Annotated in this window: 11 protein-coding genes and 1 pseudogene; 9 read left to right on the plus strand and 3 right to left on the minus strand. The window is 41.1% G+C overall.

Annotation, left to right across the window (positions count from 1 at the left end; all coding sequences use genetic code 11):
• The 8 genes and pseudogenes from RG47T_RS26550 to RG47T_RS00550 form a co-directional block, all read left to right on the plus strand.
• A pseudogene (locus RG47T_RS26550) lies at positions 1–363 on the plus strand (M1 family aminopeptidase); the annotation flags it as partial.
• 102 nt (positions 364–465) lie between these two features.
• Positions 466–1,152 (plus strand): hypothetical protein, encoded by a 687-nt coding sequence (locus RG47T_RS00515; protein ID WP_074487373.1) that lies wholly within the window; start codon positions 466–468, stop codon positions 1,150–1,152.
• 441 nt (positions 1,153–1,593) lie between these two features.
• Positions 1,594–2,400, plus strand: coding sequence for a hypothetical protein (locus tag RG47T_RS00525; RefSeq protein WP_074487375.1), 807 nt, complete (start codon positions 1,594–1,596; stop codon positions 2,398–2,400).
• Positions 2,401–2,792: 392 nt separating this feature from the next.
• Entirely contained in the window at positions 2,793–3,218 is a 426-nt protein-coding gene (rpsL, locus tag RG47T_RS00530) for a 30S ribosomal protein S12 (RefSeq protein WP_074487376.1), read from the plus strand.
• A 19-nt stretch (positions 3,219–3,237) separates the two neighbouring features.
• Complete coding sequence (gene rpsG, locus RG47T_RS00535) at positions 3,238–3,705, plus strand: 30S ribosomal protein S7 (protein WP_074487377.1); 468 nt, start codon at positions 3,238–3,240, stop codon at positions 3,703–3,705.
• An 88-nt stretch (positions 3,706–3,793) separates the two neighbouring features.
• Entirely contained in the window at positions 3,794–5,905 is a 2,112-nt protein-coding gene (gene fusA, locus RG47T_RS00540) for an elongation factor G (protein ID WP_074487378.1), read from the plus strand.
• Between the two features lie 128 nt (positions 5,906–6,033).
• Entirely contained in the window at positions 6,034–6,339 is a 306-nt protein-coding gene (rpsJ, locus tag RG47T_RS00545; protein WP_022830652.1) for a 30S ribosomal protein S10, read from the plus strand.
• Positions 6,340–6,679: 340 nt separating this feature from the next.
• Positions 6,680–9,052 carry an ABC transporter permease gene (locus RG47T_RS00550; protein WP_074487379.1) on the plus strand — a complete coding sequence of 791 codons (2,373 nt, stop codon included), beginning with the start codon at positions 6,680–6,682 and terminating at the stop codon, positions 9,050–9,052.
• A gap of 146 nt (positions 9,053–9,198) precedes the next feature.
• On the opposite strand, the gene RG47T_RS25890 is transcribed toward RG47T_RS00550, so the two are convergent.
• The 3 genes from RG47T_RS25890 to RG47T_RS00560 are packed head-to-tail and all read right to left on the minus strand — an operon-like array spanning position 9,199 to position 10,605.
• On the minus strand, positions 9,199–9,351 hold the full coding sequence (locus tag RG47T_RS25890; RefSeq protein WP_171972451.1) for a hypothetical protein: 153 nt from the start codon (positions 9,349–9,351) through the stop codon (positions 9,199–9,201).
• Between the two features lie 19 nt (positions 9,352–9,370).
• Positions 9,371–9,826 carry an EVE domain-containing protein gene (locus RG47T_RS00555; protein WP_074487380.1) on the minus strand — a complete coding sequence of 152 codons (456 nt, stop codon included), beginning with the start codon at positions 9,824–9,826 and terminating at the stop codon, positions 9,371–9,373.
• 41 nt (positions 9,827–9,867) lie between these two features.
• Positions 9,868–10,605 carry a hypothetical protein gene (locus RG47T_RS00560; RefSeq protein ID WP_139235701.1) on the minus strand — a complete coding sequence of 246 codons (738 nt, stop codon included), beginning with the start codon at positions 10,603–10,605 and terminating at the stop codon, positions 9,868–9,870.
• Between the two features lie 191 nt (positions 10,606–10,796).
• On the opposite strand from RG47T_RS00560, the gene RG47T_RS26555 reads away from it, so the two are divergent.
• The coding region (locus tag RG47T_RS26555; RefSeq protein ID WP_253187555.1) for a hypothetical protein at positions 10,797–10,871 on the plus strand (75 nt) is incomplete at its 3' end.

Below are 10,871 nucleotides of genomic sequence, written 5' to 3' on the forward strand. Positions count from 1 at the left end.
GATTTTTTCCGCACGATGGAAAATGTATCGGGCGAAAACCTCGGTTGGTTTTGGCGCGAATGGTTTTTAAATAACTGGCAACTTGATGTAGCGGTTAGCGGTGTAAAGTACATAGATGATAACCCGGCCAAAGGGGCATTAATAGGCATTGATAACCTGGATAAAATGGCTTTGCCGGTAGTGCTGGAAATTAAAACCGTAAGCGGAAAAGTGAGCCGTATTACCCTGCCTGTTGAGGTATGGAGCACAGGCAGCCACTGGGATTTTAAATATCCTACCACAGAAGAGATTGCAACGGTTACTTATGACCCCGACCATGTTTTCCCGGATTATAATACTGATAATAACGTTTGGAGAAGATAAATGGCTGTTTTTGACTGTCGAAAGATAAACTATCGTGCTTTTTTACCATTAAGGCCGAAACCTTAAACCGTTAAACAGAGTTATACCTGTATATTTACAGCTATGAAATTCACGATACTATCCGTAATACTTTTTTGCTTCTTCCTTAATGCATCTGCCCAAACATTGCGTGGTACCATAACAGAAACCGGTACCCGTATAAAATTGATGGATGTATTTGTAAAAAATGCTAATAACAAACAACTGGCCCTTTCTGAAAAAAACGGAAAGTTTGAGATCCCTGCCGAAGTTGGTAATACCGTTATATTTTCGTCACCAGGTTATGTTTCTGATACGTTGTATGTAATTGACTTAAAAACTAAAGAGATCCAGCTCGCCCTGCAATCTATCGCATTGCGCGAGGTAAGCGTTAAGGCATCTGCCAAGTTTGATCCACGTGCCGAATACCCCGAAGTGTATGAGCATAGCAAGGTATATGCCTTATCGCCAAGTACCTGGTTTGGTAAATCTGGTAAGGATGCCCGCCGCCTTAAACATTATTTTAAACACGAAGCCGAAGAACGAACTGTCGATTCGGCCTTCAGCCTTGCTTATGTAAGTAGCTTGGTGCCGTTAAAAGGTAGTGAGCTGGAAGATTTTATGGTGATGTATCGCCCAACCTATGCCTTTTTAAGAAGTAATATGGGCGAATCAATGGCTGTTTATGTAAACGATAGCTACAAAAAATGGATGGCCCTGCCGCCCGAGAAACGTAAAGTACAGCATTTAAATACGGTTGTAACGCAGTAGCTATAGAAGCAAGAATCAAGATAAAACAAGGAAGGCTGCGAAATAATCGCAGCCTTCCTTGTTTTATCTGTTTTAAATTCTCCTCCTCGGAGGAGGCGCGACGGGAACTTGTAAGGGCAGGGATGGATTCTTCTCGACCCGTCATGCTGATTTATTTCAGCATCCCATATACTAAGTCTGATGTAAACAAAATCTGCGATCTGTCTTTGGGGTCCTGAAACACGTTAGGGATGACGTTTTGGTAAGGAAAATAGCAGTATTGTACTTGCTTTGCAGAAAATAATGAATGCGATGGTATATGCCTTTTGCTTTTAGAAAGTCCTCCCTGACATCGCGTATTATTTTCCGCATCCTTCCCGTGGGGGGTAGTGAATACCACATAAATGTTACTTAAACCTTTTGCCGCCTGCCGCATCTATCTAGTAATTAATTTAAATAGATATGAAAAAGCTAATAAGATCAATTTCGCTGGTTGCACTGCTTGCTGCAGCTATAACCACTGGTGCCAACGCACAAACTGTTGCTAAGGCTGATACTAATAAAGTTTATGGACATCATCATCGTGGTGGTGATGGTTTCGCCTCACTGAAGTCGACTTTAACGCCCGACCAGAAAGCCATGCTGAAACAAAACCATGAAAAGCAAAAAGCGGCGCATGAGGCTTTTGAAGCAAGCTTAACCGCCGACCAAAAAGCTATTATGAAAGATAAAAGCTTACATGGCAAGGATAAAATTGAAAAACTGAAAGGTTCGCTAACCGCAGATCAGCAAAAATTGATGGCTGCCAATCAGGAAACCCGCAAAGCTGACCGTAAAGCATTTATGGCTACCTTAACTGATGCACAGAAAACACAGCTGAGAACAGCATTCAGAAACCATCGCGGTGGTAAAGAATTTGCAGCCCTGAAAGCTACTTTAACGCCGGACCAGAAAGCCATGCTGAAACAAAACCATGAAAAGCAAAAAGCGGCGCATGAGGCTTTTGAAGCGAGCCTAACCGCCGATCAGAAAGCTATTATGAAAGATAAAAGCTTACATGGCAAGGATAAAATGGAAAAACTGAAAAGTTCGTTAACTGCAGATCAGCAAAAATTGATGGCCAATAACAGAGAGGCCAGAAAAGCCGATCGCAAAGCTTTTGTAGCCACTTTAAGCAATGAGCAAGAAGCCAAATTGAAAGAGACTTTTAAAAACGGCAGGCACGACAAAAGCGCGGTTACACACCGTGGTGATGTACAGAAATCATAAGTATTAAATTTAGTGTTTTGATGATGGGGAGCCGCACAGTATATAAACTGTGCGGTTCCCTTTTTTTGTTCCGGTGCTTCGCAGAGCTACTCGCGACATATTGAATTTATCGTTATTGTAATGGGTACGAGGGACGACATGCCAATCTCGTCGCCAATTCTTATTCGATCTGTAGAGTTACGAGATTGCCACCCTATCGCTCTCAATGGCAAAATTTAAACTGTTAACCTTAACAATTTAACCTCAATTAGTTAACAACAAAACCCTACCTCTGCACAACGTCAATCACTTACATAAAAAAACTTTGGCAAACCGCTTGAAAATGAGAAAATAAGTGCGTACTTTTGCAGTCCTTAAAATAAGGATAAAACTGTAAATATTAAAAGGAAGAAATGCCTACTATTCAGCAATTAGTTAGAAAAGGTAGAGTAGCTATGGTTGACAAGAGTAAGTCACCAGCGTTGGACAGCTGTCCACAGCGAAGAGGCGTGTGTACCCGTGTATACACCACTACCCCTAAGAAACCAAACTCAGCAATGCGTAAAGTTGCCCGTGTGCGCTTAACCAATGGAAAAGAAGTGAATGCTTACATCCCTGGTGAAGGTCACAACTTGCAAGAGCACTCTATCGTGTTAATCCGCGGTGGCAGGGTTAAAGATTTACCAGGTGTACGTTACCACATTATCCGTGGTGCATTAGATACATCAGGTGTAGCCGGTCGTAACCAACGTCGTTCAAAATATGGTACTAAACGCCCTAAACCAGGTCAGGCCGCAGCAGCAGCTAAAGGTGCACCTGCAAAAGGTAAAAAGAAATAATTAAAGGAGGATAGTAACAATGAGAAAGTCAAAACCAAAAAAGAGAATCCTTCTTCCTGATCCAAAATTTAATGATGTTTTGGTAACCAGGTTCGTAAATAACATGATGTATGATGGTAAAAAATCTACCGCATACAGCATATTCTATAACGCTGTTGAGATAGTTGAGAAAAAAACTAACGAAAACGGTTTAGAGACTTGGAAAAAAGCATTAAACAATGTTATGCCAGCTGTTGAGGTTAAATCTCGCCGTGTTGGTGGTGCTAACTTCCAGGTTCCTACAGAAGTTCGTCCAGAGCGTAAAATCGCTTTAGGTATGAAATGGCTGATCAGCTACTCACGTCGTCGTGGTGAAAAAACCATGATGGAGAAATTAGCAGGCGAGATTATCTCTGCTGCTAAAGGTGAAGGTGCTGCTGTGAAGAAAAAAGAAGATACGCACAAAATGGCTGAAGCCAACAAAGCGTTCTCTCACTTCCGTTTCTAAAATTTAGATTACACCGATATTGAAGATGATTACACTGATTTTTTCGGTGTGATCATTTTTTAAGATCAGAGAATCACAAAAAAAAGACATGTCAAGAGATCTAAAATATACTAGAAATATTGGTATTGCCGCTCACATCGATGCTGGTAAAACCACTACTACCGAACGTATTCTTTACTATTCTGGCGTAAGCCACAAAATAGGTGAGGTACACGAAGGTGCAGCCACTATGGACTGGATGGCGCAAGAGCAAGAGCGTGGTATCACGATCACTTCTGCTGCTACCACTGTAGACTGGAAATACAGAGGCAACACTTATCATATCAACATTATTGATACCCCGGGTCACGTGGATTTTACCGTTGAGGTAAACCGTTCATTACGTGTACTTGATGGTTTAGTTTTCTTGTTTTCTGCTGTTGATGGTGTTGAGCCACAATCAGAAACCAACTGGAGACTTGCTAACAACTATAATGTTGCCCGTATCGGTTTCGTTAATAAAATGGACCGTTCTGGTGCTGACTTCTTAAAAGTTGTTAAACAAGTAAAATCAATGTTAGGCAGCAACGCTGTTCCATTGCAATTACCAATCGGCGCCGAAGATAGCTTCAAAGGTGTGGTTGATTTAATTAACTGGAGAGGTATTGTTTGGAATGAGCATGATAAAGGTATGACCTTTACTGAAGTGCCTATCCCAGAGGATATGATCGAAGAAGCAACTGAGTGGAGAGAGAAATTACTTGAATCTGTAGCTGAGTATGATGAGTCGTTAATGGAGAAATTCTTCGACGCACCAGAAACTATTACAGAGCGCGAAGTACTTGATGCTTTACGTAAGGCTGTTTTAGATGCTAAAATTGTTCCTATGGTTTGTGGTTCATCTTTTAAAAATAAAGGTGTACAAACCATGCTTGATTATGTGATGGAATTATTGCCTTCACCTATGGATGTTGAAGGTATCATTGGTACCCACCCAGACACAGGCGAAGAAATTTTACGTAAACCGGATGTTAAGGAACCATTTGCAGCATTAGCGTTTAAAATTGCAACAGATCCATTCGTAGGTCGTTTGTGCTTTATCCGTGTATACTCTGGTAACCTTGATGCTGGTTCGTATGTACACAACATGCGTTCTGACAACAAAGAGCGTATCTCTCGTATCTTCCAAATGCACGCTAACAAGCAAAACCCAATCCCTAATGTAGGTGCTGGTGATATTGCTGCGGTAGTAGGTTTTAAAGATATTAAAACAGGTGATACCCTTTGTGATGAAAAACACCCGATCATCCTTGAGTCTATGAACTTCCCTGAGCCGGTTATCGGTTTAGCTATCGAGCCTAAAACTCAGGCAGACGTAGATAAATTAGGTATGGCTTTAGGTAAATTAGCTGAAGAAGATCCAACCTTCCGTGTAAATTCTGACGAAGAGACCGGCCAAACTGTAATTTCAGGTATGGGCGAGCTTCACTTAGATATCATCATGGACCGCTTAAAACGTGAGTTTAAAGTAGAGGTTAACCAGGGTGCGCCGCAAGTAGCTTACAAAGAGTCTATCACAGGTACTATCCAACACCGCGAAACATACAAGAAACAAACCGGTGGTCGTGGTAAATTTGCTGATATCCAGGTTATCATTTCTCCAAATGACGAAGGTAAAGAAGGCTTAACTTTTGTGAATGAAATTAGCGGTGGTTCAATCCCTCGTGAGTTTATTCCATCTGTTGAAAAAGGCTTTGCAGCTTCTATGGCAAATGGTGTATTGGCAGGCTATCCATTAACCAGCTTAAAGGTTAGGTTAATTGACGGTTCATTCCACGCAGTCGATTCAGATGCGCTATCTTTCGAGATCGCCGCTAAATCTGCATATCGCGAGGCATTGCCAAAATGTAAACCAATGTTGCTTGAGCCGATCATGAAAATCGAAATCCTTACCCCAGAAGAAAACATGGGTGATGTAATCGGTGACATGAACCGTCGTCGTGGCCAACTGTTAGGTATGGATTCACGCGCTGGTGCACAAGTTATTAAAGCTACTGTGCCACTTTCAGAAATGTTTGGTTACGTAACTCAATTGCGTACTATCACTTCTGGCCGTGCAACTTCAACTATGGAGTTTGATCACTATGCAGAAGCTCCACGTAACGTACAAGAAGAAGTTGTTGCTAAAGCTAAAGGCAGAACTAAAGGCAGCGTAGCATAAATCAATTTTGAATGATAGAGTGAGTGATTCTTGAAAATTCATTCATTCTATCATTCGAAATTCAATAATTATATAAATCAACCAACGGTAACAAATAGCTCTTACCGGCGGTTATAAAACAAACAAAAATGAGCCAAAGAATCAGAATTAAACTGAAATCTTACGACTACAACTTGGTTGATAAATCAGCTGAGAAAATCGTTAAGACAGTAAAGCCAACCGGCGCTGTAGTAAGCGGTCCGCTTCCTTTACCTACTGAAAAGAAAATCTTTACAGTATTACGTTCTCCGCACGTAAACAAAAAAGCACGTGAGCAATTTCAACTTTGCTCATACAAGCGTTTATTAGATATCTACAGTTCTAACTCTAAAACTGTTGACGCACTAATGAAACTTGAGCTTCCAAGTGGTGTTGAAGTTGAGATCAAAGTATAACTGTACCGGAAGATCCGATATTAAAAAGGCTGCCTTGCAAAAGGTAGCCTTTTTTTTGTTGTACTCTTTTGTCATTCTGAACGCAGTGAAGAATCTTCTTCGCCCTGTATTACGGATAATGCATATTTAAAAAGATTCTTCACTGCGTTCAGAATGACAAAATTGAAAGTTATTCTACTATCATCCGTTCATCCCCGAACGCTCATTGTATCGAAACCGAACATCTTTTTGTTCTTAACCTATTTTAACATATTGATATTCAGTATTTAACAAATAAGGCATTATCTTGGCTCTTAGTTTATAGTTAAATAGCCACGCTATAAATTAACCTTATTGAGACATGCTTAAAAATTACTTCAAAATCGCCTGGCGTAACCTGATTAAAAACAAGGTTTACTCCTCTATAAATATTCTGGGTTTAGCTTTAGGGATGGCTGTAGCCATATTAATTGGTTTATGGATCTGGGACGAGCTTTCATTTGACCATTATCATCAAAACCACGACCGCATTGGGCAAGTAATGGTTACCCAAACCTTTGACGGGCATACCGGCACCCAAACCGCTATGGCATTACCAGTTGCGCCGGAACTAAAAAGTAAATATGCGGCCGACTTTAAATATGTAACCCACGCTTCGTGGACTAATACATTCATTTTGGGCTCCGGCGAAAATAAGGTCTCCCAAAAGGGGATGTGGGTTGAGGCCGATTTCCCTAAAATGTTAACCCTTAAAATGATGCAGGGCGATGTGAACGCGCTAAAAGATCCATCGTCTATGCTGATAACAGAATCTGCCGCTAAGGCATTATTTGCTGGTAAAAATCCGATGGGCAAAACGGTGCGTATCAATAATAAAATGGATTTAAAAGTGGGTGGCGTATATGAAGATCTGCCATCGAATTCTACTTTTAATGACATGAAGATGCTGCTTTCTTGGGACAAGCTAGTTTCTACTGATCCTTATACTAAATCGGCACAAACAAATTGGGGAGATCACAGTACACAGCTATTTGTACAGTTAAATGATAATGTAGATTTTGATAAGGTAAGTGGTAAAATAAAAGGCCTATCGCACGATCATTTTAAAGAGGGTAATGAATGGCTGTTAGTACATCCAATGGATAAATGGCACCTGTACAGCAATTTTAAAGAAGGTAAAGTGGATGGCGGGCGTATACAATATGTATGGCTATTTGGTATCATCGGTATTTTTGTATTGCTGCTGGCTTGCATCAATTTCATGAACCTGAGCACAGCCCGGTCAGAGAAACGTGCTAAAGAAGTAGGTATCCGTAAGGCAATTGGTTCGATGCGTCAACAATTAATCGCTCAGTTTTTAAGTGAATCTATCGTAATGGCTCTAATAGCATTTGTTTTTGCTATGATCATTGTGATTGCTTTTTTGCCAATGTTTAACAACCTGGCCAATAAGCAAATGAGTTTTCCATGGACAAGCGGATCATTCTGGTTGCTTAGCCTGGCGTTTTCGCTGCTTACCGGTGTCGTGTCTGGAAGTTATCCGGCGTTCTATCTGTCGGGGTTTAATACGGTTAAGGTATTAAAGGGAACCTTTAAAACCGGGCGGTTTGCTGCCTTGCCCCGTAAGGTATTGGTTGTAATACAATTTACGGTATCTATTACTCTCATTATCGGTACCATCATCGTTTTTAAACAAATACAGTTTGCCAAAAACAGGCCTGTTGGGTATACACGTGCAGGTTTGGTTACTGTTGATATTAATACGCCCGACTTGCAGGGTCATTACGATGCCATAAGGAGCGATTTGCTTAAAACCGGAGCATTAGAAAATATGTCTGAATCCTCAAGCCCGGCAACTGATATCTGGAGCAATCAGATCGGGTTCGATTGGCGAGGTAAAAATCCGTCTATCAACCCCATATTTGGTGTTGTTGCTGTAACGCATGATTTTGGGAAAACCATTGGATGGACAATTAAAGAGGGGCGCGATTTTTCCAGAAGCTTTGCCACTGATACCAGCAGCATATTAATAAATGAGGCCGCCGTAAAACAGATTGGAATTAAAGAACCCGTTGGCGAAACCATTAAATGGAACGGCAAAAATTATATAGTAAGAGGGGTGATTAAGAATATGGTAATGAATTCGCCATACATAGAAGCCCAACCCACTGTGTTTACTTTAAACTATGGCTGGGCTAATATTATCACCATGAAAATAAAGCCAACCATGGCGGTGGCTACTGCCTTAGCCAGGCTTGAACCGGTGTTTAAAAAGTACAATCCGGCCAGTCCATTCAGTTATAAGTTTATTGACGATGAGTATGCGCACAAATTTGCCGACGAAGAACGTATAGGTAACCTGGCTACGTTTTTTGCTGTGCTGGCTATCTTTATATCGTCGCTTGGTTTGTTTGGCTTGGCCTCATTTGTGGCCGAACAGCGTACTAAAGAAATTGGCGTGCGTAAGGTACTTGGCGCATCGGTGTTTAATCTTTGGAGCATGCTTTCAAAAGATTTCCTTGGCCTGGTAATTATATCATGTATTATTGCAATCCCGGTAGCCTGGTATTATTTAAACGACTGGCTAAAGGTGTATGAGTACCATACTACAATTTCCTGGTGGATATTTATTGCAGCAAGCGTAGGCGCTATGGCAATTACCATTGTAACGGTAAGCTTTCAATCTATTAAAGCCGCTATTGCTAACCCGGTGAAAAGTTTGAGATCGGAGTAGATGGGAAGTAATTTATAATATTTGTCATTCAGAGCGCCAGCGAAGAATCTTCTTCTATATGCAAATTCGCTATGCATTTAGTACACTTATAAGGTGAAGAAGATTCTTCGCTGGCGCTCTGAATGACAAAAAAAGGTAGAATATAATTACTCTTCCAACAAAGCAATCTGCGAAACATCAAATATTTCGCGATGGTCATCGCCGTCAATCAGGTCAACAATCACTTCGTTATCAATAATATCATTAATGTATCCGTTACCCCGCGGGGTTGATACCAGGTCGCCGATTTTAAATTCCATAGTAAAAGTTTAATTGAGGTTAAAAGTCTTCGGGGTGATCTTTTGTTTCCAGAAAATCGAGCCATAATCCTTCTAGCTCCTCTACCAGTTCTGGTTTTATAGAAATTCCCGATGCCTGCGGTGTCCAGGTCTGTTTGGTGAGGTTACCTATTTTCAAAATATCAAGGGTGAGTATCCGTTCCTTGTCCGGGTTAAGCAATACATCAAGCGTTATATCAACCCGATAGTAATGCCGGCCTTTTCTAACAGCAGGGTATGGATCTGAAGTGATAGTCCCCGAAGCAAAAATGCCTTTAGGCTCAAGTCCAAGGCGTACAATAAATGCCCTGTCGCCCAATTTAATAGCTTTATGGCTTGCAGCGCTCCAATCTTCTTTGAGTGTGCCGCTGGCAGAGCGCTTTTTGATATCCTCATCCAGATCGGCCCATGGCCACTTGGTTGGATTCCATCCAAATAAAAATGCTCTTTCAGCCATAATAAAATTAGGGGATCTATTACTGCACTTTTAAGGGGCGGCTAATATCCTGGGTTGCCGGTCAGCTCTTCCAGTTTGTTTCTGGCAGTTTGCAGTTCGCGGGCCAGTTTCTTTTCTTTTTCGTTGGCTTTAGCTTTGTAGCCTTTGTATTCTTCGTCAAGGTCTTCGTAAAGTTTAATACGGTACTTGGCTTCGCGGCTATAGCTGCCCGAGCGAATAATTACAAAAGCAGCCGCTGCACCAAAAGCAATAACAAGGCCCCACATTAAAGTGTTATAGGCAGATTTTGTCATGTTGATACCCGCCAGGCTAATGTTATCAACCTTGGTGGTAGATTCATTAACCACTTGTTGTTGCGAAGTTAATTGATTGTGCAAACTTTTAATAGTATCCTTTAAAACGGCAACGCTGGTTTCTAAAGGTTTTATCTTTTTACGCTCAAAACCCAATGTATCGGTAACGCTTTTATAAAAAGCCGATAATAGTGGTTTTTGGTAGCCATAAGTTTTGTTGAGTAAAAACTGATATTGACCTTTTATGCTGCGGTCATTAGGTTCAACCGGCGCAGGTGCTGGTGTATATGGCTTTGCAGGTGCTGTAGTGGCGGGTTGTGGTATAGCTGGTTTAGCACCGGCAGGTTGAGTTATTACCGCTTTGGGTTTGTATACTGGTTTTACAACAGCCTCTTTTTTAATACTGTCTTGTGCAGAAGCAAATTGTGAACATGCGGTGATGAGCACCATGGCAATTAACCCTTTAAAAAACAGCTTGTTATTCATAATGTATAATTTAGATGGTTGTTGCATCCTGTAATTTACGTGTAACGTAAACAAGGTATGCAAGTTTCACTAAGTTATTAAAACTTATTTAAACGTTGGTAAAATTGTGTATTTAGTGCGGTAAGGCTACTGTTTATCGCGCGGGTAGTTATATTAGCGGCATGAATATCGGGATTATTGGTTTAGGCGATATGGGCCGCTTGTATGCTAAGGCATTTGCCAAAGCCGGTTACCGGGTATGCGGTTGTGATTTGCCTCAAAACCGC

Source organism: Mucilaginibacter polytrichastri (assembly GCF_001911425.1).
Taxonomy (GTDB): Bacteria; Bacteroidota; Bacteroidia; order Sphingobacteriales; family Sphingobacteriaceae; genus Mucilaginibacter; species Mucilaginibacter polytrichastri.

Bases quoted from the DNA above. Each gene is read 5' to 3' on its own strand.
- RG47T_RS00525 (WP_074487375.1), top strand. From the start codon at position 1,594: ATGAAAAAGCTAATAAGATCAATTTCGCTGGTTGCACTGCTTGCTGCA.
- RG47T_RS00550 (WP_074487379.1), top strand. From the start codon at position 6,680: ATGCTTAAAAATTACTTCAAAATCGCCTGGCGTAACCTGATTAAAAAC.
- rpsJ (WP_022830652.1), top strand. From the start codon at position 6,034: ATGAGCCAAAGAATCAGAATTAAACTGAAATCTTACGACTACAACTTG.
- RG47T_RS00560 (WP_139235701.1), bottom strand. From the start codon at position 10,605: ATGAATAACAAGCTGTTTTTTAAAGGGTTAATTGCCATGGTGCTCATC.
- rpsL (WP_074487376.1), top strand. From the start codon at position 2,793: ATGCCTACTATTCAGCAATTAGTTAGAAAAGGTAGAGTAGCTATGGTT.
- RG47T_RS25890 (WP_171972451.1), bottom strand. From the start codon at position 9,351: ATGGAATTTAAAATCGGCGACCTGGTATCAACCCCGCGGGGTAACGGA.
- fusA (WP_074487378.1), top strand. From the start codon at position 3,794: ATGTCAAGAGATCTAAAATATACTAGAAATATTGGTATTGCCGCTCAC.
- RG47T_RS00555 (WP_074487380.1), bottom strand. From the start codon at position 9,826: ATGGCTGAAAGAGCATTTTTATTTGGATGGAATCCAACCAAGTGGCCA.
- rpsG (WP_074487377.1), top strand. From the start codon at position 3,238: ATGAGAAAGTCAAAACCAAAAAAGAGAATCCTTCTTCCTGATCCAAAA.
- RG47T_RS00515 (WP_074487373.1), top strand. From the start codon at position 466: ATGAAATTCACGATACTATCCGTAATACTTTTTTGCTTCTTCCTTAAT.